Genomic DNA, 24,990 nt, shown 5'->3' with positions numbered 1-24,990 from the left:
GGCGGTGAGAGAGAACCCGAGGGCACGGGCCGTACGAGAAGGCGTCCGGCCCGTCCGCGCCAGGGCGCCTCCATGGCCGACGTCGCGCAGCTCGCCGGTGTCTCCTCCCAGACGGTCTCCCGCGTCTCCAACGGCTTCCCGGGCGTCACCGAGGACACCCGCCGCCAGGTCCTGGCCGCGATGCGGGAGCTGGGCTACCGCCCCAACAGCGCCGCGCGGGCCCTCAAGCGCGGCGAGTTCCGCACCCTCGGCGTGATCACCTTCTCCCTCTCCACGATGGGCAACATCCGCACCCTGGAGGCCATCGCCACCTCCGCGGCCCAGCACGGCTACGCCGTCACGCTGCTGCCCGTCGCCGTCCCCACCCAGGACGAGGTGAACGGCGCCTTCTCCCGCCTGGGCGAGCTCGCAGTGGACGCCGTCATCGTCATCATGGAGATCCACCTGCTGGACGCGGCGACGGTCTCCCTCCCGCCCGGTGTGCAGGTCGTGGTGGCCGACTCGGACGCGGGCGACCGCTACACCGTGGTCGACACCGACCAGGCGGGCGGCGCGCGGGACGCCGTACGGCACCTCCTGGACCTCGGCCACGAGACGGTGTGGCACCTGGCCGGCCCGGAGGGCTCCTTCGCCGCCCAGCGCCGTGCCAACGCCTGGCGCGACACGCTGACCGCGGCCGGCCGGGTCCCGCCGCCCCTGGTCCGGGGCGACTGGTCGGCCGAGTCCGGCTACCGGGCCGGGCTCCGGCTGGCCGGCGAGCCGGACTGCACGGCGGTGTTCGCGGCCAACGACCAGATGGCCCTGGGCCTGCTCCGGGCCCTGCACGAACGCGGGCTGCGCGTCCCCGGCGACATCAGCGTCATCGGCTTCGACGACATCCCCGAGTCCGCGTCCTTCCTCCCGCCCCTGACGACCATCCACCAGGACTTCGCCGAGGTGGGGCGGCTGTGCGTGGAGGGCGTCCTGAGCAAGATGCGGCAGGACGGGGAGGAGCACGGGACGACGCTCGTGCCGACGCGGTTGGTGCGGCGGGAGAGCACGGGGGCGCCGGGGCGAGACCGATGAGTCCCTCCCGTCCCGGCGCGGCGGAACCTACGGTTTGTGGGTCACCCAGAGCAGTTCCGCCGGCCAGCGGTGTGCCCAGTCCGGTGGGTCGGTTTCGTTGTAGCCGTTGGGTGTGCCGAGGTCGGGCCGCGGCTCGATGAGGTCGTCGATGATGAGACCCGCGCCGCGCAGGACCTTGACCCAGTCGCCGTAGGTGAGCTGATAGCTGGTCGCGCCGTCGTCTTCGGCGATGCTGTTCAGCCCGAAGTAGTCCTTCTGCAGCGTCGTGGTCACGCGGCTGGCGGCTTCGTCGTAGCAGACTTCGAACCATGGGCTGGCGACGTTGAACACCAGGCGCCCGCCTCGGGTCAAGACGCGTGCGGCCTGCGGGACGGCCAGGTGCGGGGGCGCCCAGCTGAGCCCACCGAAGTCGCAGAACACCAGGTCGAAGCTGTCGGCGGCGAAGGGGAGTTGTTCGGCGGCGCCTTGCACCAGCGGGTAGCGGGCCGCTCCCATCGCGTCGGCCGCCGCGGCGAGTTGGGCTTCGGACAGGTCGAGTCCGACCACGGTGGCGCCCTCGGCGGCGAGCGCCCTTGACCACTGGCCGGCGCCGCAGCCGAGTTCGAGGACGCGTTTGCCGGTGACGTCGCCCAGGGCGTGCAGGTGCGCGTCGGGGATGGAGTACATGCCCCACAGCCGGGGTGTGGCGCCGATTTGCGGGTCGTGCTCGTGCTGGTAGGCGCTGCTGATCTGGTTCCAGAGCCGCCGGTTGGCGGGGATGCTGTCCACGTGCCGACTCCAGCAGTGCCTGCCGGGGGCGGTCAACACGATCGGGCACTGGCCGGCCCTCGCGGTCAGGGCGACCGTGTCCGCGTCGTCCAGCCACAGCCCGGCGTGCCGGTCCCCGAGCCCGTTGAGTGGCCGGCCTCGTTGCGACCTCAGCCGCCCTCCCCCGGCGTCACCAGACCCGCCTCGTACGCCACGATCACCGCCTGGGCCCGGTCGCGGAGGTCCAGCTTGGTGAACAGGCGGTTGATGTGGGTCTTGACCGTGTGGTCGGTGATGGTCAGGCGTTCGGCGATGTCCTTGTTGGAGAGGCCCTGGGCGATGAGGAGGAGGACCTCCACCTCGCGGGCGGTGAGGCGGTCGAGGAGGGACTTGGGGGCCGTGACGGGGCGGCGGGGGGCGAACTCGGCGATCAGGCGGCGGGTGATGCCGGGGGCCAGCATGGCGTCGCCGGCGGCCACCACCCGTACCGCGTGCAGGAGTTCGGGGAAGGTCGCGTCCTTCAGGAGGAAGCCGCTGGCCCCGGCCGCCAGCGCGTCGAAGACGTACTGGTCGAGGTCGAACGTGGTGAGCATCAGCGCCTTGGTGGCACCGTCGGTCTCCCGGAGGATCGTGCGCGCGGCCTGGATGCCGTCAAGCTCGGGCATCCTGATGTCCAGCAGCGCCACGTCCGGCCGGTGGGCCAGCGCGAGGGCGACGGCCTGTTCGCCGTCCTCCGCCTCGCCCACGACGTCGATGTCGTCCTGGGTGGACAGCAGGTTCACGAACCCCGTGCGTACCACCGCCTGGTCGTCGGCCACGATCGCCCGGATCGGTTCCCCCGCCGTCACTCGTACACACCCTCCGCGAAGCTCTTCGCGACCGCCCGCACCGGGAGTTCCGCCTCGATCAGGAAACCACCCCCGGGACCGGCGGCCCCGCAGGTCAGACGTCCGCCGAGTAGGCTCGCACGCTCCCGCATTCCGCTCAACCCGTGCCCGCCGGAGGAGTGTTGGGGGCCTCGGGGTCCCGCACCGGGCCCTGGGCCGGGGCCGTCGTCGGTGATGCGCAGCCGGACTTCGTCCTCCTCGTAGGTGAGGCGGACGTCGACCGCGGCGCCCGGTGCATGGCGGCGGGCGTTGGTCAGGGCCTCCTGGACGATGCGGTAGACCGTGAGTTCGAGGGAGGGCGGGAGCGCCGCGGGGCGGGTGCCCGCCGTGTGCAGGATCACCTCTCCGCCGCCCGACCGGTGGGCTTCCAGCAGCGCCCCCAGGGAGTCGAGCGTCGGTTGCGGTACGACCGGGGCCGCCTCCTCGGCTCCGGCCTCGTCCGCGCGGAGCACGCTCAGCAGCCGGCGCAGTTCGGTCAGTGCCGACCGGGCCGACGAGGCGATCTGCTGGAAGCCGTCGCGGGCGGGCGGGGACAGGTCGGGTGTGGTGTACGTGGCGCTCTCCGCCTGGACGGCGATCACGGACACCGAGTGCGCCACGATGTCGTGCAACTCCCGTGCTATGGCAGCTCGTTCCTGTGCCGCCGCATGCCTGCGCTCCATGGCGATCAGTTCCCGCTGGGCCGCCTCGCGCGCCTGCCGGGACTCCTCCCGGCTGCGGGTGGCGTCCGCGACACCGACCGTCGCCACCACGCCCACGGCCAGGACGAACGACTCCGTGAAGTACGACAGCGAGCCGTCGGCGCCGACGGCGGGCGCCCGGCCGCCGAGGTCGTACACGCCCGTCGCCACATGGCCCAGGTTGACCAGCACCGAGCCGGTGATCGCGGCCGCGCTGAGCAGTGCGGGGTGCAGGACCCGGTGGCGGGCGAGCGTGTAGAGGCCCATGACTCCCGCCACCGCCACCGTCATCAGCAGCTCCGGGCGGAAGAGGAAGTTCAGCAGCGCCGCCGGCACCACCAGGCATCCGATGCGGGGTTCACGTCGCCGCCACAGCAGGGGGAGCACCACGAAGGGCAGGGTGGCCAGGACCGTCGTCGAGCTGATGCGGGAGTGCAGGACCTCGGCCGCGGCGAGGAGGACCAGCAGGACGCCGCTGACGTACGGGTAGCGGGGCGACCGCGGCCATGCGGTGGGGCGCAGGGACGACTGACGCATGCCCACATTGTCGGCCGGAGGTGTCCGGCCCGCGTCACCGTACGGGTTGATCCGGGTGCCGGACGAGTACCACGGGTTGACACCGAGGATCGGTGCCCGGTGTGACGCCTCGCGTCCGCCCCTTGCGAAGACTTGCCGGAAAAGACGGAAGGCCGGCCGGCGGTGGACAGGGGGAGCGGGATGCAGGGGCGTTCGCGAGGGCTGCTGCCGCTGGTCGGCTCGCTGGTGCCGGGTGGTTCGGCGGCGGCCGTGCGTACCGCCGCGCCGGTGGGCCTCCCCGGCCCCTTTCGCGTCCCGGTCTCCCTTCCGCCGTCCCGGCGGAGCACCGGCCGCCGATGGGAGACCCTGTGCTGGGCGGCCTGCGCCGTCTTCGCACTGCTGCTGTGTCTGCGTACGACGATCGCCCCGCACCAGGTGTGGGGCGCCTGTGCCACCGCCGGCTACGGTCTCGGCGCGCTCGTCGCCCGTCTCTCCGCGCGGCCCTGGGGCCTGGCGAGCGCGGCGGTGGCCGCCGTCGGGTCCGTGCTGGTGCCGCTGGTGTTCCTGGTCGCGGACGGGGCACGGCAGTTGGAGGTCACGGTCGTCGAGCGGTCCGGCGGGCTGCTGCTGGACTCCGGCACACCGTACGTCCCGGACCCGGCCCGACTGCGGGACTACAACCCGTACCTGCCCGGCATGGCCCTCTTCGGGCTGCCCCGGGCCGTCCTCGGCGACGTCCCGCTCGCGGACGCCCGGCTGTGGTTCGGGCTGGTGTCACTCGGGGCCATGGGGCTGGCCGCCGCGCTGGGCAGGGGGGCACAGCCGTCCCGGCACCGCACCGCCCGCCCCCTCCTCCGGCTCGCCGCCACCCCCGCCGTCGCCCTCCCGCTCGCCGTCGGCGGTGTCGATCTGCCGGTCATCGCCCTGATGTGTCTCGCGCTCGCCCTCGCCGGCCGCGGCGGCCCGGTCGCCGCCGGGCTCGCGCTCGGCGCCGCCGCGTCGCTGAAGTGGACGGCCTGGCCGCTGCTGCCCGTCGGTCTCGCCCTGCTCGCGGTGACCGCCGGGGGGCGGGCCGCCGTGCGGGCCGGTGTCACGGCCGTCACCCTCGCCGTGCTCGCCGTGCTGCCGGTCGCGCTCGCCGACCCCCGGGCGTTCACCGAGCACGTGCTGCTCTTCCCGCTCGGCGAGGGAGGCACCGGATCCCCGGCGACCAGCCCGCTGCCCGGGCATCTGCTGGCGACGTACGTGCCGGGGGGCTTCGCCCTCGCCGTGGCGGCGCTGGCGCTGAGCGCGGTCGCGGTGGCCGGGTCCCTCGTGACGCGTCCGCCGCGCACCACCGTCGCCGCCGCCGACCGGCTCGCGCTGGGCCTCGGGATCGCGATGTGCCTGATCCCCGCCACCCGCTTCGGATACGTCGTCTACCCGCTGGTGCTGCTCGGCTGGTTCCGGCTCGGGCCGGCCGGTGGCGTCCCGTGGGCCGGGTCACCGAGGCGCACCGCAACCACCTGCTCACCCTGAAGCCGCTGGAGGACTGACCGACCATGCCGCGCACGCTCGTCGTCACCAACGACTTCCCGCCCCGGCAGGGCGGCATCGAGACCTTCGTCCACGCCATGACGGTCCGCTTCCCGCCCGACCGGGTCGCCGTCTACACCTCCAGCACGCCGGGCGACCGGGCCTACGACGCCCGGCTGCCGTTCCCCGTCGTGCGGGACCGCAGCCACATGCTGCTGCCGACCAGGCGGGTCACCGCCCGGGCGGTGGAGCTGGCCCGCCGGTTCGACTGCGACAGCGTCTGGTTCGGGGCCGCGGCCCCGCTCGGGCTGATGGCGGGCGAGCTGCGGCGCCGTACGGAGGTGCGGCGGCTGGTCGCCACGACGCACGGGCACGAGGTGTGGTGGGCGCGCACGCCGGGTGCCCGCGCGCTGCTGCGCCGCGTCGGCGCCGGGGTGGACAGCGTCACGTACCTCGGCTCGTACACCCGGGCCCGGATCGCCGCCGCCGTCGGACCGGAGGCGGCGGCACGGATGCGGCGGCTGGCGCCCGGCGTGGACGCCGAGGTCTTCCGGGGCTCCGCGGCAGCGGCGGCCCGGGTGCGGGAGCGGTACGGCCTGGGCGACAGTCCGGTCGTGCTGTGCGCGGCGCGGCTCGTCCCGCGCAAGGGACAGGACGCGCTGATACGAGCGTTGCCCCTGGTGCGCCGTAGTGTGCCCGACGCGGTGCTGCTGCTGGTCGGGGACGGGCCGCACGCCCGGGCCCTGCGCCGGCTGGCGGCCGAGCGGGGGCCGGCCGGCGCGGTGGTCTTCGCGGGCGGGCACCCGCACGAGGAGATGCCCGGGTTCTACGCCGCCGCCCAGGTGTTCGCGATGCCGTGCCGGACTCGCAGGGCGGGCATGGAGGTCGAGGGCCTCGGCATCGTGTTCCTGGAGGCGGCCGCGGCCGGACTGCCGGTCGTCGTCGGCGACTCGGGCGGCGCGCCGGACACCGTACGGGACGGGGAGACCGGCTTCGTGGTCGACGGCCGTGACGTGGAGGCGCTCGCCGACCGGCTGACGCTGTTGCTGGACGAGACGGAGCCGGCCCGGGACATGGGCCGCAAGGGCCGTGCCTGGGTGCGCGGGGAATGGGGGTGGGACCGGACCCACGGGCACCTGACGTCCCTGCTCGGGGTGGGCTGAGGCGGGCCCCCAGGCCCGTCGTGCCAGCGCCGCTCGACGACGTCGATCATCCGCAGCGCGCGCGTGACGGTCTCCGCGAAGGACGGCCACCGGACCTACGACCCCGCCACCGGCACCTGGCCGAAGGCCTCGACCATCCCGTGGACGAAGGCGAGTTGGTACCGGTCGCGGACGGCCTCGGCGCCCCGCAGGGCGTGGCGGTGCACGGCGACGAACTCTTCACCGTGAACGCTCACCGCCGGCTCTGGTCGGTCTCCCTGACGACCGGCGGCACCCGCGTCGAGGCCGAAGACCTGGCGGCACCCCGCCGGGGGCCGCGGCCCGCCCGGCCCCCGCCCTCTTCGCGCACGGCCTCCCCGGCGTGGCACCCCGGTTCGCGGGTCTCACCGCCGCACCGGACGGCTCCCTGCTCCTGTCGTCCAACGGGGAGGGGACGGTGGTGCGGCTGGCTCCGGCGCGGCCCGGCACGTGACGCGGACCGCGCGCGGCCTCCACTTCGGGGAGCGGGTCAGCGGCGGCGGCCCCGGGAGGGCCTGCCGCGCCGGGTGCGCGGGGCGGAACCCGTGCGCGCGGGGCCGCTCTCGGAGGGCGGCGGGGCGAGGACCACGGGCACGCCCGAGGGCGCCTGGGCGCCGGTGATACGGCTCAGTTCGGCCTCGCCCGAGCGGACCCGGGTGACGCGCGGGGTGATGCCGGCGTCGGCCATCAGGCGGGCCGTCTCGCGGCGCTGGTGGGGCAGGACCAGCGTGACGACGGTGCCCGACTCGCCGGCCCGGGCGGTCCGGCCGCCCCGGTGCAGATAGTCCTTGTGGTCGGCGGGCGGGTCCACGTTGACGACGAGGTCGAGGTTGTCGACGTGGATGCCGCGGGCGGCGACGTTGGTGGCCACCAGGACCGTGACCTCGCCGTCCTTGAACCGGGCCAGCGTCCGGGTGCGCTGGGACTGGGACTTCCCGCCGTGCAGGGCCGAGGCGCGCACCCCCACGGCCAGCAGCTTCTTGGCCAGCCGGTCGGCGGCGTGCTTGGTGTCCAGGAACATGATCACGCGCCCGTCGCGGGCGGCGATCTCCGTCGTGGTGGCGTGCTTGTCGTCGTCCTCCACGTGCAGCAGGTGGTGCTCCATGGTGGTGACCGCACCGGCGGACGGGTCGACCGAGTGCACGACGGGGTCGTGCAGGTAGGTGCGGACCAGACGGTCGACGTTGCGGTCCAGCGTGGCCGAGAACAGCAGCCGCTGGCCCCCGGGGCGCACCTGGTCGAGCAGGGCGGTCACCTGCGGCATGAAGCCCATGTCGGTCATCTGGTCGGCCTCGTCCAGGACCGTGACGGTGACGCGGTCCAGCCGGCAGTCGCCGCGGTCTATGAGGTCCTTGAGCCGGCCGGGGGTGGCGACGACGACCTCGGCGCCGCCGCGCAGCGCGCTCGCCTGGCGGCCGATCGACATACCGCCGACCACCGTGGTGAGCCGCAGGCGCAACGCCTGGGCGTAGGGGGTGAGGGCGTCGGTGACCTGCTGCGCCAGTTCCCTGGTGGGGACGAGGACGAGGGCCACCGGCTGCCGGGGCTCGGCCCGTTGCCCGTCGATGCGGGCCAGCACGGCGAGGCCGAAGGCGAGCGTCTTGCCCGACCCCGTGCGCCCGCGGCCCAGCACGTCCCGGCCCGCCAGGGAGTTCGGCAGCGTCGCCGCCTGGATCGGGAACGGCACGGTCACGCCCTCGGCGCGCAGCGCGGTCAACAGCCGCTCGGGCAGGCCCAGTCCGGCGAAGTCCTCGACGGCGGGCAGCGCCGGGGTGAGGGTGGCCGGCAGCGCGAACTCCCCGCCGGGCGCGGTACGGCGCCGGGGGCCGCCGCGGCCCGCGCCCGCCGTACGGGCGGAGGCGCCTCGGCCCGCGGCCTTACGGGAGTGGGGCGAGCCGTTGTTCTTGCGAGCGGTGCGATCCAAGGGGATCCTTCCTCGATGCGGCACACGTATCGGGGAATTCCCGGCGGCCGGGACGGGCCGCACCAGGATTCGCAACACTGAGCCGGGTGTGGGATGAAAACGAGGCTGGGGCCCGCACCTCACGGTGCGGGCCCCGGTCACGTCGGACGCGTCAGCGTCAGGCGGGCACGATGTTCTCGGCCTGCGGGCCCTTCTGGCCCTGCGTGACGTCGAAGGTAACCTTCTGGCCTTCCTGAAGCTCGCGGAAGCCGGAGGTGGCGATGTTCGAGTAGTGGGCGAACACGTCGGGACCGCCGCCCTCCTGCTCGATGAAGCCGAAGCCCTTTTCCGCGTTGAACCACTTCACAGTGCCAGATGCCATGCTGAATCTCCCTTAGGGGGACAAACCCGAGACCCGCACTTTACGGACTCGGAGTCGCTGAAATGATCACCCTCGGAGAGATCCGAAAATCCTCGGAAACTAAAAAGAGTGCTCGTCGACGAAGGTCGATAGAGCACTCGAAGTCTCTGGGAACCAAAACTGCAACAACAACGACGGTAGCACAGGCCGCGCCGGATGGCCCGGGAATCTCGTACCCCAGGTGGAGCGCGGGTCCGCTCGTACTGCGTTCTCAGTAGTCCGGATTGTCGGCAGCCGCACGACGACGGGACGGGCCGCCGGCGGAGAGCCTTGGCAGACGATCGACACCCAGATGTGGAGACCTCCTGCCGTGGCTACTTTCCTGTATCGAGTGGGCCGACTGGCCTTCCGGCGACGTTGGTACGTCGCCCTGGTCTGGGCGGCCGTCCTGGCCGCCGTCGGGCTCGGTGCCCTCAAGGCGCCGGGGGCCGCCGACGAGGGCTTCTCGATGCCCGGCATCGAGTCCCAGAAGGCGTTCGACCTGATGGAACAGCGTTTCCCCGGGGCCACGGCCGACAGCGCGACCGCCCGGGTCGTGTTCATCGCGCCCGGCGGCGAGAAGGTGACCGCCGCCGAGAACAAGCAGGCCATCGAGAAGGCCGTGACCGGCCTCGGCGACGGCACGCAGGTCGCGAGCGCCGTCGACCCGTTCCGGGCGAGGACGATCAGCAAGGACGGCTCGACCGCCTTCGCGACCGTCACCTACAGGGTCGGGGCCAACGACCTCACCGACGCCAGCCGGACCCATCTGGAGCGCGCCATCGAGCAGGCCCGGGACTCCGGGCTGACCGTCGAGGCGGGCGGCAGCGCGCTGGCCGACAACGCCGGGCCGGGCGGCACGGCCGAGGTGATCGGTGTCGCCATCGCCGCCGTCGTGCTGCTCATCACCTTCGGCTCCCTGGCCGCCGCCGGGCTGCCCCTGCTGACCGCCGTCATCGGCGTCGGCGTCAGCATGGCCACGATCCTCACCCTGTCCCAGGCCCTCGGCCTGTCCACCACCACCGGCACCCTGGCGATGATGCTGGGCCTCGCCGTCGGCATCGACTACGCCCTGTTCGTCGTCTCCCGCTACCGGGAGGAGCGCGCCAAGGGCCGTGCGCCGCAGGAGGCCGCCGGACTCGCCGCCGGCACGGCCGGGTCCGCGGTCGTGTTCGCCGGGCTCACCGTCGTCATCGCGCTGGCCGGACTCGCCGTGGTCGGCATCCCGATGCTCACCAAGATGGGCCTCGCCGCCGCGGGCGCGGTCGTCGTCGCCGTGCTGGTCGCGCTGACGCTCGTCCCGGCCTTCCTCGGCTTCTGGCCGAACGCCGTGCTCACCCGGCGGGCCCGCAAGAGCGGCCGGATCGAGGTCAGCGGCGACACCAACGGCGGCAGCCGCTGGGCCCGGTTCGTGCTGCGCCGCCCCGTCCCCGTCCTGCTCCTCGGCGTCGTCGGCCTCGGCGCCCTCGCCCTGCCCGCGGCCGACCTCCAGCTGGGCATGCCCGGGGACGAGGCCAAGCCGGTCTCCACCACCGAACGCCGCGCCTACGACGCGCTCGCCGCGGGCTTCGGGCCGGGCTTCAACGGGCCGCTGACCGTCGTCGTGGACGGCAGGGGCGCCGCCGACGCCAAGGGCGCCGCGGACGAGATCGCCCAGCGGATCGGCGCCACGAAGGGCGTCGTGTCCGTCTCCCCGGCCCGCTTCAACGACGCCGGTGACACCGCCGTCTTCTCCGTCGTGCCGTCCACCGCACCGACCGACGAGAAGACCAAGGACCTGGTGACGACCATCCGCGACGAGCGGCCCGGCATCGAGTCCGCCACCGGCGCGAGCTACGAGGTCACCGGCAGCACCGCGATGAACATCGACATCGCCCAGAAGGTGCAGGCCGCGCTGGTCCCGTACCTGATCGTGGTCGTCGGGCTGGCGATCGTGCTGCTGCTGGTGGTCTTCCGGTCCCTGCTCGTCCCGCTCAAGGCGGCCCTCGGCTTCCTGCTGTCGGTGCTGGCCTCCCTCGGCGCGGTCGTGGTCGTGTTCCAGCAGGGCCACGGCGCGGAACTCCTCGGCGTGGAGCAGACCGGCCCGATCATGAGCCTGATGCCGATCTTCCTGGTGGGCATCGTCTTCGGCCTCGCGATGGACTACGAGGTGTTCCTCGTCTCGCGGATGCGGGAGGCGTACGTCCACGGCGAGTCGCCCGCGCAGGCGGTCACGTCGGGCTTCCGGCACAGTGCCCGGGTGGTCGTGGCCGCGGCCCTGATCATGATCGCGGTCTTCGCCGGGTTCATCGGCGAGAGCGACTCCATGATCAAGATGATCGGGTTCGGACTCGCCTCCGCCGTCCTGTTCGACGCCTTCGTCGTCCGGATGGCCATCGTGCCCGCGGTGCTCGCCCTGCTCGGCCACCGGGCGTGGTGGCTGCCGAAGTGGCTGGACCGGGCGCTGCCCCGGGTCGACGTGGAGGGCGAGGCGCTCGCCCGCCGGCCGGAGACGGAGGAACCGGCGGCGGACACCGCACGCGACCTGGAACCGGCGCGCACCTGACACACCGCCACCAGGGCCGCCCGTGGCGAAGGACACGGGCGGCCACTCGGGCGTTCCCGCCCGACGTCGACCACCATGGTCCCCAGCCCACCCCCCCCCGGAGAGCCCGATGAGTACCAGTCTGGAGCGGCGTTACGCGGACCGCCTGGAGAAGTTCTCGGCACGCCACGCCTTCCTCGTCGATCTGGCCATGGTCCTGGCACTGATGGGCTGCGCGACGCTCGGTGGTTCCCTCACCCTGCCCAGCGCCGATCCGCCGGACCAGGACAAGACCGCCACCGTGCTCATGGGAGTCTCCTGCCTCGTCCTGCTCAAGCACCGCACCCACCCGCGCACCGCCGTCGTCGTGGCCGGGAGCTGCACGGTGGCCGCGGTCGCGCTGGGCTATCTGGTCACCCCGCTGCTGCTGGCCCCGGTCATGGCGGCACTCTTCTGGCTGGCCGTGCTCACCGACCGGAAGTCCACCCGCAGCTACGGCCTCACCACCCTGCTCGCGGTGACGCTCGCGGCCGTGTTCTCCGACTCCATGGACCACGTCTCGCTGCTGCTCAGGATGATCGGCCCGATCTTCTGGCTGATGCTGCCCCTGGCCGCCGGCAAGATGACCCAGCTGCGCCGCGCCTACGTCCGCTCGGTGCAGGCCCGGGCCGAACACGCCGAGCGCACCCGCGAGGAGGAGGCCCGGCAGCGGGTCACCGAGGAACGGATGCGCATCGCCCGGGAGCTCCACGACGTCGTCGCCCACCACATGGCCCTGGCCAACGCCCAGGCCGGCACGGCCGCGCACCTCGCCCTCACCAACCCCGAGCAGACCCGGAAGATCCTCACCGACCTGACCGGCACCACGTCCTCCGCGCTGCGGGAGCTGAAGACCGCCCTGGGCCTGCTGCGCCAGAACGACCACGAGGACGACACCGGCCCCGGCTCCGCGGCGCTGGAACCGGCCCCCGGCCTGGCCCGGCTGCCCGAGCTGGTCTCGGCGTGCGCGTCGGCGGGACTGGAGGTCACCGTCACCACGGAGGGGGAGCCGCAGCCGCTCTCACCCGGCGTCGACCTGACCGCCTTCCGGATCGTGCAGGAGGCGCTCACCAACGTCACCAAGCACGCCACCGCCGAGGCCGCCCGCGTACGCCTCGCCTACACCGGCTCCCGCCTGCTGATCACGGTCACCAACGACGGCACCGGCAAGCCGGAGGCCTCCCAGGGCCGCGGCTTCGGCGTCATGGGCATGCGCGAACGCGCCCACTCCATCGGCGGCGAACTGTGCGCCGGGCCCCGCCCCCAGGGCGGCTTCGAGGTCACCACCGCGCTGCCGCTGCACCCCTCCACCCACCCCGCGGAAGGAACCACGCCTTGACCATCAGGGTGCTGCTCGCCGACGACCAGGCCCTGCTGCGGGCCACCTTCCGGATCCTCATCGACTCCTGCGCGGACATGGAGGTGGTCGCCGAGGCCTCCGACGGCGCGGAGGCGGTGGAGCTGACCCGTGCCCACCACCCCGACATCGTCCTCATGGACATCCGCATGCCCGGCACCGACGGCCTCACCGCCACCGCCACGCTCTGCGCCGACCCGGACCTGTCCGCCACCCGCGTCCTCATCCTGACCACCTTCGAGACCGAGGACTACGTCGCCCAGGCGCTGCGGGCCGGTGCCAGCGGCTTCCTCGGCAAGGACGTCACCGCCGACACCCTGCTGGCCGGGCTGCGCACGGTGGCCTCCGGCGAGGCGCTGCTCTCTCCCGTCGCCACCCGTTCCCTCATCACCCGCTTCCTCATGGCCCCCGCCCCCGACGCCCACCTCGCACCACCGGAGCGCCTCGCCGACCTCACGGTCCGCGAGCGCGAGGTGATGGCCCTGGCGGCGGAGGGCAGGTCCAACACCGAGATCGCCGAGGACCTCACGCTCAGCCCGCTGACCGTGCGCACGCACATCCACCGGGCCATGACCAAGCTGAACGCCCGCGACCGTGCGCAACTGGTCGTCATCGCCTACCAGACGGGCCTCGTACGGGCGGCTCCGCCGACGGCGTGACGCCCCCTAGGGGCGCCCGTACACCGCCACCATGATGTTCTCCGCGACCTTGTTCATGTCCTGGCCCTTGGCGTCGGTGGAGTTGACGCTGTAGACGAGGGTGCGCGAGCCGTCGCGGGTGGAGGCGATGGCCGCGTTGTAGCCCCAGCGCCCACCCGTCTTGCCCCAGACCTCGCGCCCGCCCAGCACCTTCATCGAGAGGCCGACGGAGTACGCGGCCGGCTTCCCGCTCCTGAAGTCGGTCACCTCCGGCAGCGTGAACAGCTCCTCCAGGAGCGGTCCGTGCACGACCCGGCCCTGGAACAGGGCGCTGGTGAAGCGTTCGAGATCCGCCGTGGTCGAGATGATGTCCCCGGCCGCCCAGGCGTCGGTCGCGCCCCACACGGACACATCGCGCAGACCGACCGTCCCGTCGTCCAGCCTCATCGTCTGGTAGCCGTGGTTGTGCGGGCCGATGATGCGCGGGTTCGTCCCGGGGAAGTACGTGTCGCGCAGCCCGAGCGGCTTCAGGACCCGGCGGGCGACCTGGTGCTCGTAGGAGTCGCCCGTGACGCGCTCGATCAGCAGACCGGCGATCGTGTAACCGATGTTGAGGTAGTGCTGCTTCTCGCCCGGTGCGAACTCGGGCTTCTTCGACGTCGCCGAGCGGACCATGTCCTCGGCGTCATGAACCCGGAAGCGGTGCGCGTACACCTCCTCGACCGTGGTGCCGGGGAAGTCGGGGGCCGGGATGCCGTGCGTGTGGTTGAGCAACTGCCGGACGGTGACGCCCCCGTACGACGCCGGGATCAGCTCCGGCAGGTACGAGCGGGCACTGCGGTCCAGGTCCAGCCGGCCCTCGGAGGCCAGTTGCAGGGCGACGGCAGCGGTGAAGACCTTGGTCACGGAACCGGCGCGGAAGCGGGCGCCCGGATCGGCCGGCCGGCCGGTGCGCAGATCGTGCACGCCCGAACTGCCCCGCCAGACGCCCTCGTCGCCTCCGACGCGTACCAGCGCGGCGGTCGCGTCGGCGCCGGGGAGGCCGGCGATGGCGGCGGCGAGGGCGGGGTTCCGGTGCTGGGCGGCCAGGTGGGCGGGGGCCCGGTCAGGAGGCGTGGCGGCGGCCGGGAGGGCGGACGGCCCCGCCACGACGCCCGCGAGGAGCACGGCGGCCAGCAGGGAAGCGGTACGCGGCATGGTCAACTCCGTGGGTGTGAGCCGTTGTCGAGAGGTACGGCTCCATCCTCGGGACCTGCGCCTTCGCGCGGATCGCCCCCGCGGGCGGTCTCGCAGGGTCAGTTCCTCGCCGACGAGGGGGAGGGGCCCGCCCGGTCCGCTCCCCCGGGCGGGGGATCCCCGGCCGCGACGAGCCCGGTCTCGTACGCGCAGATCACGGCCTGGATCCGGTCCCGCAGGCCCAGTTTCGCGAGCACATTGCCGACATGCGTCTTGACCGTGTGGTCGCTGACCACCAGCTCCGCGGCGATCTCCGCGTTCGACAGGCCCCGGGCGAGCAGCAGCAGCGTCTCGCGCTCCCGCCCGGTCAGCACGTCGAGGCGGGCGGCGGTCCGGGGGGACCTCGTGGACCGCGTGTACTGCTCCACCAGACGCCGGGCCACGGACGGCGCGAGCAGCGCGTCGCCCCGGGCGACGACCCGTACCGCGTGCACGAGATCGTCCCGGCGGACGTCCTTGAGCAGGAAGCCGCTCGCGCCCGCGTGCAGCGCGTCGTACACGTACTCGTCGGAGTCGAAGGTCGTGAGCATCACCGTCCGGCAGTCGCTCGTGGCGCTGATCGCACGGCAGGCCTCGATCCCGTCCATGCGCGGCATGCGCACATCGAGCAGCGCCACGTCGGGGGCGTGCCGCCGCACCGCCTCGACGGCCTCCGTCCCGTCGCCCGCCTCCGCGACGACCTCGATGTCCGGCTGGACGTCCAGGATCAGCGCGAATCCGCTGCGCACCAGCTCCTGGTCGTCGGCGACCACCACCCGGATCGTCACCGCCCGGCCTCCGCTCCGGCCGGGACGGGAAGCAGGACCCGCACCTCGAACCCCCGCCCGTCCGCTCCCCGCCCGGTCACCGCGCTCCCTCCGAGGGCCGCCGCCCGCTCCCGGATCCCGACGAGGCCGTGCCCGCCCCGGCGACCGGCGGCCCCGGCCTGCGGCCCACGCCCGTCATCGGTCACTCGTACACACAAGTCGCCGTCTCCGTAGGTCACTTGCACGGTCACGGTACGGGCACCGGCGTGCCGGACAGTGTTGGTGAGGGCCTCCTGGACCACCCGGAAGACGGTCGCCGCGACCGCCCCCGGCAACGGCCGGACGGTCCCCGCGGTGCGGTACACGACCTCCAGGCCACTGCCGGCCCGCACCCGGTCGCACAGGCCGGGCAACTCCGCGACCCCGGGCTGCGGCTCACGGCAACCGGACCCGCCTGCGCTCCGACGGCCGCTCTCGCCATCGCTCTCCCGCAGCACCCCCAGCATCCGGCGCAACTGCGCCATGGCGTCGCGTCCGGTTTCGGAGATGGCCTCGAAGGCGGCCTCGGCCCGCTCCGGCGCGGCCCGCACGGCCACCGGCCCGGCCTCCGCCTGCACGATCATCAGACTCACGGCGTGGGAGAGGATGTCGTGCATCTCCCGTGCGATCCGGGCCCGTTCGCGCGCGGCGGCCTGCTCGGCCTCGACGCGGTGGGCCCGCTGACGGGCGTCGGTGAGCCGCCCGAGGACATAGGCGGCGGCGAACACGAAGACGGAGAAGGTCAGTTCCCGAGCCGACCGGGTGTTGAGCCACACCCCGACCGGCACGGCGACCAGCAACACGAGCCCGGTGACGAGCCGCTTGCGCGCGGGCGACAGCGCGGCAATCGTGTACACGACCACCAGCCCGGTGTACGGCAACGGCTGCCCGGGTCCGTCCACGGTCAGCCGGTACAGCGCGTTGGCGGCCAGCACCGCGAACAGCACGGCGACGGGGGCACGCCGCCGCCAGACCAGGGGCAGCACGCCGAGCGTGCTGAGCCCGTACGCGGCCCAGGTAGCCGGTGGCGCCCCGGCCACCCGCGGCACGACGAACGGCATGGTCATCGCGAACTGGACCAGGAGCGCGACACCGATGTCGACGACGAGCGGATTGGCCGCCCCCAGCGCCCGGCCGCGCTCCCACCACCCCCGCAGCTCCCCGCGCATCACTAGCCGACCCGCTGCATCGCCTTCCGGTGCCGTTCCGCCATGGCGGCCCCGGACTCGCGGCGGGCCATCCTGCGCAGGACGGACGGGGCGAGGAGCAGCCCGGCGACGCTCACGTCACCGGCCGAGCGCATCCGGAAGCCTTCCAGGACCTCGATCGTGGTCGTCTTGCCCGCGCCGTTCGGGCCGAGCAGCACGACGACCTCGCCTCGCCGGGCCGTGAACTCGACCCCCTTCAGGACGTCCTGGCTGCGGTAGCGCATCCGCAGATCCCGTACGTCGATCACCCTGTCGCTCCCCGGCGGTGGGCTGCTCCCCACCCCGGACAAGGCATGAGTGGTCGTCATCGGTGTCCCCCCGGGCTTCGTCCGGCAGCAGCCGATCGGGCCGCCCCGGGCGAACACGTTACCGAAGCCATGGGCCGCCGGGCTCAGTTCGACGCCTGGGCGCCGGTCAGTTCCGTGACACGGGCGGCGGTCTCCTCCGGCAGGACGGGCGGCTCGCCCGTGGTCCAGACGGCCCGCACGGAGACGTGGCTGAAGCGCCAACCGCTGTCGGTGCGTCGGAGTTCCCCCTCATAGGTGCCGCCCACCGTGAACAGGGGGTTGGCGCTCTCGCCCCGTGCCCGGAGCGTGGACTCCAAGTGGACGTGGGTCATGTGTGCGTTCCAGGAGGCACGGGCCGTCCGCGCACCCGGTTCGGCCCGGACGAGGACGTCGGAGGAGAGGTGCAGGGTGGCGGCGAACCGGCCGATGGCCTCCTCCACGCCGCGTACCGCGTCGGCGCCCTCGGCCTCGCCGAGCGGTGATGTCGTCCGCAGGTCGTCGGTGAAGTAGGCCCCGGCCCAGCCCTCGTCGAACCGCCGCTCGTCCATGGTGCGGAAGAAGCCGCTGATGAGGGTGGTGATCTCGAAGTGGTCCCGCGGATTCGTCGTGCTGCTCGTCTCGTCCATGGCTCGATCATTCGACCTCAACGGCACTTGAGGTCAAGGGGCTTTGCCGCCCTCGGGAGCCCCCTTCGCCCCGTACAGCCTGGCCGACGCGTCGACATGGGCCAGGCGGCGCAGTGCGCTGAACACCGCCTCGCCCAGGACGGTGCCGATGACCACGCCCTCCACCATGTCCTCGACCGCGACCCGCCGGTCCACGTAGGCGAGGTCGGCCTGGGCGACCTGCTCGGCGGCTTCGGCGTAGGTGTCGAGGAGTCCGGCGAAGGTTCCGTGGCCCAGCCGGGTCAGGGTGGCCAGGGCTCTGGAGAGGTCGGCGGCGGCGGGATTCGACTCGTGGGTGTGCCAGCCGCGTCGGGAGATGAGGTCGGCCACGGCGGTGCGGGCGGCGGCCGATGCGTCGTCGTCGTGGTCGGAGGCCGTGCCGCCCATCCGGTCCGCTGCCGCGCCGAGCACCTTGTGGAGCGGACGCTCCGGGTCGTCGACGGCCCTCAGTACGTCCGCGATCTCCGCCACCTTCATGCCGCCGACGTCGAGCAGGGCGCGGATCAGCCGGAGCCGGCGTTCGTGCGTCTCGTCGTAGCTCGCCTGGTTGCGGCTGGTCAGCTCGCCGGCGGGGAGCAGCCCTTCGCGGACGTAGTACTTGATCGTCGGCACCGGCACTCCGGTCTTCCGGCTCAACTCCCCGATACGCAACGCCGGTTCACTCCTCGAATTTCGGCCTGCCCGTGGTGTCGGCCCTTGCCGACCCGGCACCCATGGTAGATAGTGGGGCTATCGGATAGCGGATAGTGTCGCTATCCATTCACGTCTAGCTCAGGGGTGGGCATGGAGTTCTTACGCAATGGGGTCTTGCGTACGTCCTGGCATCGGCCGCTGGTGGTGTTCTCGGCCGCGATGGTGGCCTTGGCGGTCGTGTCCGCTGTGGGGGTCCTGGTCGACGACCGCGTCCTCGTGGGGGCGCCGATCTGGGCCAAGCCGTTCAAGTTCGCGGTGTCGTTCGTGGCGTACTGCCTCTCGCTCGCCTGGATGCTGTCGCTGCTCCCCGACCGGCGGCGCGTGGGCTGGTGGGCGGGGACCGTCGTCGCGCTGGCGAGTCTCGTCGAGATGGTGATCATCACCGGGCAGGTGGTACGCGGCAAGCGCAGCCACTTCAATCACGAAACGCCGTTCGACGAGGCGCTGTTCAACGCGATGGCCGTCACGGTCGTCGTCCTGTGGGCCGGCACGCTCGTCGTGGCCGTGCTGCTGCTCCGGGCCCGGATCGCCGACCGGGCGTCCGCCTGGGCGATGCGCTCCGGGATCCTGCTGGCGCTGGCCGGGGCCGCTGTCGGCTTCCTGATGACCCAGCCCGCGCCGGGGCAGCAGCGCGGTGTCTCCAAGGTGGTCGGCGCGCACAGCGTCGGCGTGCCGGACGGGGGCCCCTCGATGCCGCTGACCGGCTGGTCCACGACCGGCGGTGATCTGCGCATCCCGCACTTCTTCGGCATGCACGCGCTGCAACTCCTGCCGCTGCTGCTCATGGTGCTGACCGTCCTCGCACCGCGCTTCGCCCGCCTCGCCGACGAGCGGGTCCGGCTGCGTCTGGTGCTGGTCGCCTCGGGCGCGTACGCCGCCGTCTTCGCGCTGGTCCTCTGGCAGGCGTTGCGCGGCCAGCCGCTGGTCCGCCCGGACGGGGCGACGCTGGGGGCGGCCGGCCTGATGGTGGTCGCCGTCGCCCTCGGGGCGTACTGGGCCCTGCGGACGGGCCGGACGTCTCCTTCACACCGGGCGACGGCCGCGACAAGTGCTCCCGCCTCCAAGGACCTCGTGCTGTGACCGGATTCCTCTTCGAGCTCTCCTTCTTCCTGGCCGCACCCGTCTGGCTGCTCATGATCTTCGCGCCGGCCTGGGGACCGACCGCTCGCATCGCCGGGTCGCCGCTGACCGTGGTGCCCGTGCTCTTCGTGTATCTCGCGCTCGCGATACCGGTGTTCCCCGAGCTGTGGACCGCGGTCAGCAGTCCGGACCTCGGCAGCTTCCGGGAACTGACAGCCCTCCCGGACGGTGCCGGTGCCGTCTGGGCGCAGGTCATCGCCTGGGATCTGCTGATCGGGCAGTGGATGTACCGGGAGGGCCGGCGGCTGGAGATCCCCGCCCTGCTGATGGGACCGCTGCTGGTTCTCACGATCCTGCTGTCGCCGTTCGGGCTGCTGGTGTTCCTGGGGCTGCGTGCGGTGCGGGCGCGGCGGGCAGGGCCGAGGCCCCCGGCCGGTGGGCCGGTGCGACGTCAGGCGCGCAGGTAGGCCAGTACCGCCAGTACGCGGCGGTGGTCGTCGGGGGCCGACGGGGGCAGGTCCAGTTTCTGGAGGATACTCGCGATGTGCTTGGCGACGGCCGCGTCCGTGACGACCAGGCGGCGGGCGATCGCCGCGTTGGAGCGGCCCTCGGCCATGAGGGCGAGGACCTCGCGTTCGCGGGGCGTGAGCCGGTCCAGGGGGTCGCGGCGACGGGCCAGGAGCTGGCGTACCACTTCCGGATCGACGACCGTCGCACCGGCGGCGACGCGGGCGACGGCGTCGGCGAACTCCTCGACGTCGCCGATGCGTTCCTTGAGGAGGTAGCCCGTTCCGACGCTGGTGCGGCGGTCGTCCAGGAGCTCATCGGCGAAGGTCTGCTCGACGTACTGGCTGAGCACGAGGACCGCCAGACAGGGCTGCTCGGCCTGGAGCCGGCGGGCCGTGCGCAGGCCTTCGTCCGTCTGGCCCGGTGGCATACGGACGTCCGTGATCACCAGGTCGGGGCGGTGTTCCCGGGCGGCGGCGAGCAGGGCCGGGCCGTCGCCCACCGCGGCGAGCACCTGGTGGCCGAAGCGCTCCAGCAGATGGACGAGACCTTCGCGCAGGAGGACGGCGTCTTCCGCGAGCACTATGCGGAGGGACTGCCGCATCAGGTCTCCGCTCTCAGGAGGGTGGGCCGACGCACGGGATCTCCGCTCTCAGCAGTGTGGGTCCGCCGGGCGGGCTGGACAGGAGCATTCTGCCGTCGGCGGCGGCGATCCGGTCGGCGAGGCCGACGAGGCCCGTACCGCGAGCGGGGTCGGCGTCGCCTGAGCCGTTGTCCTCGATGTCGAGGCGGAGCACGCCGTCGTGGCAGCGGGCGGTGACGCGGCAGCGGTCGGCACCGCTGTGCCGGGCGATGTTGGTGAGGGCCTCGGCGGTCACGTAGTACGCCGTCTGCTCGACGGCGGCCGGCAGCCGGCCCGGCAGGTCGAGGTCGAGGTCGGTGGGCACCGGGCAGCGCCCGGCGATGTCCCGGGCGGCGGCGGGCAGTCCGCGTTCCGTCAGGATCTGCGGATGGATGCCCCGGATCAGTTCGCGCAGCTCGGTGAGCGCCTCCTTGGCGAGGGCGTGTGCCTCGCCGACCTGCTGTGCCGCCGCGCTGCCGGGCGGCAGGTCGAGGGCGGCCAAGCCCAGCTTCATGGTGAGGGCGACGAGCCGCTGCTGCGCACCGTCGTGCAGGTCGCGTTCGATGCGGCGGCGTTCCGTCTCGAAGGCGTCGACGAGGCGGGCCCGGGACCGTACGACCTCGCCCAGTTCGCGGTCCTTCGGGTGGAGCACGGCACGGCCCACCGCCGCACGGACCGCGGCCCACGCCCCGATGGGATACGCGGCCACGGGCAGCAGCAGCGCGCCCGCGACCGGGCCCGCCACGGTCTGCCAGGGCATGGCGGTGGGCTGGAAGGGCGTCAGGAGGAGGAAGCCCGGGATGCCGAGCGAGACCAGGACCACGGCCAGGTCCAGCCAGCCGACCGCCAGGACGGACACGGCGCCGTAGCCGGCGGTGCGGGGGCGGTGCCGCGTACGCTGCCGGTCGTCACCGGCACCGGCACCATCGCCCCGGTCGACGAGGGCGAGGCGACGGTGTTCCAGGGGACCGGCGAGAGCGACGGCGAAGGCCACCAGCGCTCCCGCGCAGAGCACCCTGGCGAACGTGCCGAGGGGCGCGGTGAACAGCCCGGCCACACCGAGGTGGACACCGGTCGCGAACACCCCGCCGGACAGGAGATAGCCCAGTGCGCGCCACGGCCAGACGGTGCGCGGGAACCCCAACGGGCTGCGGGTGAGCGCCTCCAGGACGGTTCGAGGGGTGGTCACCCGGTCGACCGTAGCGGCGCCGGGGGGCGGAGGCAGTAGTGCCAGGTGGAGTATCGGCTCTCGCCCGGGCGGCAATGCGCCGGGCGGTGTCACCGTCGTTGCCTTGAGGGCATGACCACGACCAACACCACTACGCCGCACGGCACTTCGGCCTCGTTTCCCGTCCGGCTCCGGTCACTGACCAAGCACTACAGCACAGGCGACCGCGTCGTCACCGCACTCGACGACGTCACTCTGGACTTCGCCGCCGGGACGATGACGGCCGTCATGGGCCCCTCCGGCTCCGGCAAGTCCACCCTGCTGCACTGTGCGGCGGGCATCGACCGGCCGAGCGCCGGCGAGGTGCTGATCGACGGTACGGACCTGGACGGGCTGGACGAGGACGCGCTGACGGTGCTGCGCCGGGACCGGATCGGATTCGTCTTCCAGGCGTTCAACCTGGTCTCGGCTCTGACCGCCGCGCAGAACGTCGAACTGCCCCTGAGACTGGCCGGGTCACGCCCCTCGGCGGACGAGGTGCACTCGGCGCTCGCCGCGGTCGGACTCGCGGACCGTCACGGACACCGGCCTGGCGAACTGTCCGGTGGCCAGCAGCAGCGCGTCGCGATCGCCCGGGCGATGATCGCCCGGCCCGCCGTCCTCTTCGCCGACGAGCCGACCGGCGCACTGGACAGCACGGCCTCGCGGGTCGTGCTGCGGCTGCTGCGGGACCTGGTGGACCGCCGCGGACAGGCGGTCGTGATGGTCACGCACGACCCGGCCGCCGCGGCGTACGCGGACCGGGTGCTGCTGCTGGCCGACGGCCGGCTCGTGGACGAACTGCCGGGTGCCGAGGGCGCCGAGGCGATCGCGGCGCGGACGGCCGCCCTGGTGGTGCGGCCGTGATCAGTCTGGCGAGCGCGAGGGAGCGGTGGACCTCCTTCCTGGGGTCCTTCGTGGCCGTGGCGCTGGGCGTCGCGGTCGTCACCATGAGCGCGCTGGTGCTGCTGTCGGACGGTACGGGAGTGCCACAACGGCTCGCTGGGGCGCCGGTGCTGGTGCGGAGCCCGGCGGGAGCGCCGACCGCCGGGGTGTTCACGGAGAACCCGCCGTGGGCGCCGGAGCGCGCCGAGGAACTGCGGCGGGAGCTCGGCCGGCTGCCGGGGGTGGCCGCGGCGGTGGCCGACCGGTCCTTCTACGCGCAAGCCCCCGGCAGCGAGCAGCGCACGGGGGAGCGCCAGGGCCACCCCTGGTCGGCCGCGGCGCTCGCCGCGTACGGCCTGAGCGGGGGCAGACCGCCGACGGCGGACGGCGAGATCGTCGTGGACGACTCCCTCGGGCACCGGCCGGGCGAGTCCCTCACGGTGCTGACGGCGCGCGGACCCCGGCGCTTCTCGGTGTCCGGCACGATCGACGGCCCCGGCTACTACGTCACCGACCGGCGGGCCGCCGAACTCGCGGGCGGGGTACGGACCATCGGACTGGCCCTCGATCCCGGCACCGACGCCGCCCGGGTCGCGCAGGCCGCCCGGAACGTCGTCGGCGACGACGGCGCCGTCCTCACCGGTGCCTCCCGTGACGCACTCGCGCCGAAGCAGGACGAGATGACCCGCTGGATCGGCGGCCAGGTGCTCACCGCCATGGCGCTGCTCTCCGCCTTCGTCACCGTCTTCAACGTGTCCTCGACGTTCGCGTTCACCGTGGCCCAGCGGCGCCGCGAGTTCGGCCTGCTGCGCACGATCGGCGCGACACCGCGGCAGGTGCGGCGGCTGGTGTACGGGGAGGCTCTGGCGGTGGGCGCCGTGAGCGCCGGGGCGGGGGCGGTGGCGGGAGTCGCGCTGGCGCCCGCGATGACCGGGGTGCTGATCGACGCGGGCTTCCAGCCGGCCGGCTTCGAGGTGAGCATCCGGTGGTGGGTACCGGCCGCCGCCTGGGCCCTGGGCGTGGCCGTGGCACTCGCCGGAGCGGGTGCCGCGGCGCGTCGGGCCTCCCGGGTGAAGCCGCTGGAGGCGATGCGGGAGGCCGTGGTGGACAGCCGGCCGATGACCCGCCGCCGGGGGGTCACGGGGCTGGTGGCGACGGCCCTGGGCGCTGCCTGCTCGGCGGGTACGGCCTTCGTGGGGGCGGACGCCATGGTGCTGATGGTGCTGAGCGCGGCCATGGGCCTGACGGCCGGATTCACCCTCCTGCTGCCGGTGCTGACCCGGCCCGTGATCGGGGCGTTGGCCCGGCCGCTCGCCAGGCGCCCCGGTGCCACGGCCGTGCTCGTACGCGAGAACATGATCACCTCGGTGCGCCGCACCTCCGCCACGATCGCCCCGGTGCTGGCGACCGTCGCCTTCGCCGTACTGATCACCAGTGCCGTGCAGACCACCCAGAGCGCCGACACGACCCGGCAGGCCGCAGCCGTACGGGCCGAGGCGGCCGTCGTGCCCCGGGGCACACCGGGCCTGTCGGACGCTGTGGCCGACCGGGTCGAGGGCACGGCGCTGCTGTCGACGACGGTCTACGGCGGCGAGGGCGGGGCGGCCCTGTCGGCGGCCGGGGTGACGCCCGGGTTCGAGCAGACGTACCGGGCGCGGGCACCCCGCGGGAACACCGTCGTCGTCACCGCCGCCGTGGCCGCCGCGCACGGCTGGCGGGAGGGCCGTACCGCCGCCCTCACCTTCGAGGACGGCCGCACCCGGCACCTGCGCGTGGCCGCCGTGCTGGACGACTCGATGCCGTACCAGGTGTTTCTGCCTCGTGAGCTGGTACGCGCGCACGACCCGTCGGCCCTCGCGGACGTCGTCTACCGCACCACCGACACGCCCACGCCGCCCCTCCCGGAACTCGGCGCGGAGGAAGTCCCCGTGACGGTCCACGCGGCCTCGGACGACGCCGAGGAGGACCGGCTGGTGTGGCTGTTCACGCTGATCCTCGTCACCATCACGGCGGGCTACACCATGATCTCCGTCGCCTCCACCGTGCTGACGGCGACCGCGGGCCGGGTGCGGGACCTCCGCGTCCTGCGCCTGTCCGGTGCGACACCGCGCCAGGTGTTGCTGATCCTCACGGCCGAGACGTGCTGCGTCGTCACCCTGGGCGCCGTCCTGGGCCTGGCGGTGGCCGCTCCCGCCCTGGTCGGCACGGCCTGGGGGCTGCGCCGGGAACTGGGGCTGCCGGTCGAGCTGTCGGTGGCCTGGCCCTGGGTCGCGGCCGTGGTGGCCGGCTGTCTGCTGCTCGCCACGGCGGCCACGGTTGTCCCGGCCCGGGCCGCGCTGCGGCGGATGCGCCGGGATTGACGG

The 24,990-nt window shown here is 73.5% G+C and carries 24 protein-coding genes; 10 read left to right on the top strand and 14 right to left on the bottom strand.

Translation table 11 applies throughout. The features are described from left to right. Positions 1-72 precede the first annotated feature (72 nt). Complete coding sequence (locus GTY47_RS16865) at positions 73-1,065, top strand: LacI family DNA-binding transcriptional regulator (RefSeq protein ID WP_010032357.1); 993 nt, start codon at positions 73-75, stop codon at positions 1,063-1,065. 27 nt (positions 1,066-1,092) lie between these two features. On the opposite strand, the gene GTY47_RS16860 is transcribed toward GTY47_RS16865, so the two are convergent. The 3 genes from GTY47_RS16860 to GTY47_RS16850 all read right to left on the bottom strand — a co-directional run bounded on the left by GTY47_RS16860 (position 1,093) and on the right by GTY47_RS16850 (position 3,916). Continuing rightward, positions 1,093-1,833, bottom strand: coding sequence for a class I SAM-dependent methyltransferase (locus tag GTY47_RS16860; RefSeq protein ID WP_010032356.1), 741 nt, complete (start codon positions 1,831-1,833; stop codon positions 1,093-1,095). 149 nt (positions 1,834-1,982) lie between these two features. Next, on the bottom strand, positions 1,983-2,660 hold the full coding sequence (locus GTY47_RS16855; protein ID WP_010032354.1) for a response regulator transcription factor: 678 nt from the start codon (positions 2,658-2,660) through the stop codon (positions 1,983-1,985). Then, positions 2,657-3,916 carry a histidine kinase gene (locus tag GTY47_RS16850; protein ID WP_010032352.1) on the bottom strand — a complete coding sequence of 420 codons (1,260 nt, stop codon included), beginning with the start codon at positions 3,914-3,916 and terminating at the stop codon, positions 2,657-2,659. Before GTY47_RS16850 ends, GTY47_RS16855 begins: the two co-directional genes overlap by 4 nt. 180 nt (positions 3,917-4,096) lie before the next feature. On the opposite strand from GTY47_RS16850, the gene GTY47_RS16845 reads away from it, so the two are divergent. Together GTY47_RS16845 and GTY47_RS16840 are read left to right on the top strand one after the other, a co-directional pair. Continuing rightward, positions 4,097-5,413, top strand: a complete 1,317-nt coding sequence (locus GTY47_RS16845) for a glycosyltransferase 87 family protein (RefSeq protein ID WP_010032351.1) — start codon at positions 4,097-4,099, stop codon at positions 5,411-5,413. Positions 5,414-5,436: 23 nt separating this feature from the next. Further along, a complete protein-coding gene (locus GTY47_RS16840; RefSeq protein ID WP_010032349.1) occupies positions 5,437-6,573 on the top strand; it encodes a glycosyltransferase family 4 protein in 1,137 nt (378 codons plus the stop codon). A gap of 95 nt (positions 6,574-6,668) precedes the next feature. Here the strand turns inward: GTY47_RS16840 and GTY47_RS41870 are convergent, their stop codons facing one another. The 3 genes from GTY47_RS41870 to GTY47_RS16825 form a co-directional block, all read right to left on the bottom strand. Then, entirely contained in the window at positions 6,669-6,809 is a 141-nt protein-coding gene (locus GTY47_RS41870) for a hypothetical protein (RefSeq protein ID WP_324604430.1), read from the bottom strand. A gap of 272 nt (positions 6,810-7,081) precedes the next feature. Further along, complete coding sequence (locus GTY47_RS16830; RefSeq protein WP_010032347.1) at positions 7,082-8,515, bottom strand: DEAD/DEAH box helicase; 1,434 nt, start codon at positions 8,513-8,515, stop codon at positions 7,082-7,084. A gap of 157 nt (positions 8,516-8,672) precedes the next feature. Beyond that, entirely contained in the window at positions 8,673-8,876 is a 204-nt protein-coding gene (locus GTY47_RS16825; RefSeq protein WP_010032345.1) for a cold-shock protein, read from the bottom strand. 349 nt (positions 8,877-9,225) lie between these two features. Between GTY47_RS16825 and GTY47_RS16820 the strand changes: the two genes are divergently transcribed. From GTY47_RS16820 to GTY47_RS16810, 3 genes are all read left to right on the top strand, one after another. Continuing rightward, positions 9,226-11,439 (top strand): MMPL family transporter, encoded by a 2,214-nt coding sequence (locus tag GTY47_RS16820; RefSeq protein ID WP_029180646.1) that lies wholly within the window; start codon positions 9,226-9,228, stop codon positions 11,437-11,439. Positions 11,440-11,548: 109 nt separating this feature from the next. Further along, positions 11,549-12,796, top strand: coding sequence for a sensor histidine kinase (locus tag GTY47_RS16815; protein WP_010032343.1), 1,248 nt, complete (start codon positions 11,549-11,551; stop codon positions 12,794-12,796). Then, positions 12,793-13,473 carry a response regulator transcription factor gene (locus GTY47_RS16810; RefSeq protein WP_010032342.1) on the top strand — a complete coding sequence of 227 codons (681 nt, stop codon included), beginning with the start codon at positions 12,793-12,795 and terminating at the stop codon, positions 13,471-13,473. Before GTY47_RS16815 ends, GTY47_RS16810 begins: the two co-directional genes overlap by 4 nt. A 6-nt stretch (positions 13,474-13,479) precedes the next feature. Here GTY47_RS16810 and GTY47_RS16805 read toward each other — a convergent pair whose 3' ends face one another. From GTY47_RS16805 to GTY47_RS16780, 6 genes are all read right to left on the bottom strand, one after another. After that, entirely contained in the window at positions 13,480-14,649 is a 1,170-nt protein-coding gene (locus tag GTY47_RS16805; RefSeq protein ID WP_010032339.1) for a serine hydrolase domain-containing protein, read from the bottom strand. 98 nt (positions 14,650-14,747) lie between these two features. Beyond that, positions 14,748-15,455 carry a response regulator transcription factor gene (locus GTY47_RS16800; protein ID WP_010032338.1) on the bottom strand — a complete coding sequence of 236 codons (708 nt, stop codon included), beginning with the start codon at positions 15,453-15,455 and terminating at the stop codon, positions 14,748-14,750. Beyond that, a complete protein-coding gene (locus GTY47_RS16795; RefSeq protein WP_040902342.1) occupies positions 15,452-16,642 on the bottom strand; it encodes a histidine kinase in 1,191 nt (396 codons plus the stop codon). The genes GTY47_RS16800 and GTY47_RS16795 overlap by 4 nt, the downstream gene beginning before the upstream one ends. A 2-nt stretch (positions 16,643-16,644) precedes the next feature. Next, the gene (locus tag GTY47_RS16790; RefSeq protein ID WP_324604429.1) at positions 16,645-16,989 is read right to left on the bottom strand and encodes an ATP-binding cassette domain-containing protein; all 345 of its coding nucleotides are present in this window, start codon (positions 16,987-16,989) and stop codon (positions 16,645-16,647) included. A gap of 83 nt (positions 16,990-17,072) precedes the next feature. Beyond that, positions 17,073-17,594, bottom strand: a complete 522-nt coding sequence (locus GTY47_RS16785; protein WP_010032333.1) for a nuclear transport factor 2 family protein — start codon at positions 17,592-17,594, stop codon at positions 17,073-17,075. A 33-nt stretch (positions 17,595-17,627) separates the two neighbouring features. After that, positions 17,628-18,284 (bottom strand): MerR family transcriptional regulator, encoded by a 657-nt coding sequence (locus tag GTY47_RS16780; RefSeq protein WP_029180645.1) that lies wholly within the window; start codon positions 18,282-18,284, stop codon positions 17,628-17,630. Positions 18,285-18,485: 201 nt separating this feature from the next. Here GTY47_RS16780 and GTY47_RS16775 point away from each other — a divergent pair, with 201 nt between their 5' ends. Both GTY47_RS16775 and GTY47_RS16770 read left to right on the top strand, forming a co-directional pair. Further along, positions 18,486-19,406 carry a hypothetical protein gene (locus tag GTY47_RS16775; RefSeq protein ID WP_010032330.1) on the top strand — a complete coding sequence of 307 codons (921 nt, stop codon included), beginning with the start codon at positions 18,486-18,488 and terminating at the stop codon, positions 19,404-19,406. Continuing rightward, entirely contained in the window at positions 19,403-19,873 is a 471-nt protein-coding gene (locus tag GTY47_RS16770) for an ABA4-like family protein (protein WP_010032329.1), read from the top strand. Before GTY47_RS16775 ends, GTY47_RS16770 begins: the two co-directional genes overlap by 4 nt. On the opposite strand, the gene GTY47_RS16765 is transcribed toward GTY47_RS16770, so the two are convergent. Beyond that, positions 19,858-20,517, bottom strand: coding sequence for a response regulator transcription factor (locus GTY47_RS16765; RefSeq protein ID WP_010032328.1), 660 nt, complete (start codon positions 20,515-20,517; stop codon positions 19,858-19,860). The two genes, GTY47_RS16770 and GTY47_RS16765, sit on opposite strands and share 16 nt — an antisense overlap. Positions 20,518-20,530: 13 nt before the next feature. Beyond that, on the bottom strand, positions 20,531-21,724 hold the full coding sequence (locus GTY47_RS16760) for a sensor histidine kinase (RefSeq protein ID WP_040902340.1): 1,194 nt from the start codon (positions 21,722-21,724) through the stop codon (positions 20,531-20,533). Positions 21,725-21,835: 111 nt separating this feature from the next. Here GTY47_RS16760 and GTY47_RS16755 point away from each other — a divergent pair, with 111 nt between their 5' ends. Both GTY47_RS16755 and GTY47_RS16750 read left to right on the top strand, forming a co-directional pair. Further along, the gene (locus GTY47_RS16755; protein WP_010032326.1) at positions 21,836-22,609 is read left to right on the top strand and encodes an ABC transporter ATP-binding protein; all 774 of its coding nucleotides are present in this window, start codon (positions 21,836-21,838) and stop codon (positions 22,607-22,609) included. Then, the gene (locus GTY47_RS16750; RefSeq protein WP_010032325.1) at positions 22,606-24,987 is read left to right on the top strand and encodes an ABC transporter permease; all 2,382 of its coding nucleotides are present in this window, start codon (positions 22,606-22,608) and stop codon (positions 24,985-24,987) included. Before GTY47_RS16755 ends, GTY47_RS16750 begins: the two co-directional genes overlap by 4 nt. The last annotated feature ends 3 nt before the right edge of the window (positions 24,988-24,990 follow it).

Source organism: Streptomyces sp. SID5464, assembly GCF_009862985.1.
Classification (GTDB): domain Bacteria; phylum Actinomycetota; class Actinomycetes; order Streptomycetales; family Streptomycetaceae; genus Streptomyces; species Streptomyces chartreusis_D.
This window is presented reverse-complemented; position numbering and strand designations above follow the sequence as displayed.

Coding starts and splice junctions, on each gene's coding strand:
- GTY47_RS16840 (WP_010032349.1), top strand. CDS start 5,437: ATGCCGCGCACGCTCGTCGTCACCAACGACTTCCCGCCCCGGCAGGGC.
- GTY47_RS16785 (WP_010032333.1), bottom strand. CDS start 17,594: ATGGACGAGACGAGCAGCACGACGAATCCGCGGGACCACTTCGAGATC.
- GTY47_RS16865 (WP_010032357.1), top strand. CDS start 73: ATGGCCGACGTCGCGCAGCTCGCCGGTGTCTCCTCCCAGACGGTCTCC.
- GTY47_RS16850 (WP_010032352.1), bottom strand. CDS start 3,916: ATGCGTCAGTCGTCCCTGCGCCCCACCGCATGGCCGCGGTCGCCCCGC.
- GTY47_RS16755 (WP_010032326.1), top strand. CDS start 21,836: ATGACCACGACCAACACCACTACGCCGCACGGCACTTCGGCCTCGTTT.
- GTY47_RS16815 (WP_010032343.1), top strand. CDS start 11,549: ATGAGTACCAGTCTGGAGCGGCGTTACGCGGACCGCCTGGAGAAGTTC.
- GTY47_RS16790 (WP_324604429.1), bottom strand. CDS start 16,989: ATGACGACCACTCATGCCTTGTCCGGGGTGGGGAGCAGCCCACCGCCG.
- GTY47_RS16805 (WP_010032339.1), bottom strand. CDS start 14,649: ATGCCGCGTACCGCTTCCCTGCTGGCCGCCGTGCTCCTCGCGGGCGTC.
- GTY47_RS16845 (WP_010032351.1), top strand. CDS start 4,097: ATGCAGGGGCGTTCGCGAGGGCTGCTGCCGCTGGTCGGCTCGCTGGTG.
- GTY47_RS16825 (WP_010032345.1), bottom strand. CDS start 8,876: ATGGCATCTGGCACTGTGAAGTGGTTCAACGCGGAAAAGGGCTTCGGC.
- GTY47_RS16795 (WP_040902342.1), bottom strand. CDS start 16,642: ATGCGCGGGGAGCTGCGGGGGTGGTGGGAGCGCGGCCGGGCGCTGGGG.
- GTY47_RS16775 (WP_010032330.1), top strand. CDS start 18,486: ATGGTGGCCTTGGCGGTCGTGTCCGCTGTGGGGGTCCTGGTCGACGAC.
- GTY47_RS16765 (WP_010032328.1), bottom strand. CDS start 20,517: ATGCGGCAGTCCCTCCGCATAGTGCTCGCGGAAGACGCCGTCCTCCTG.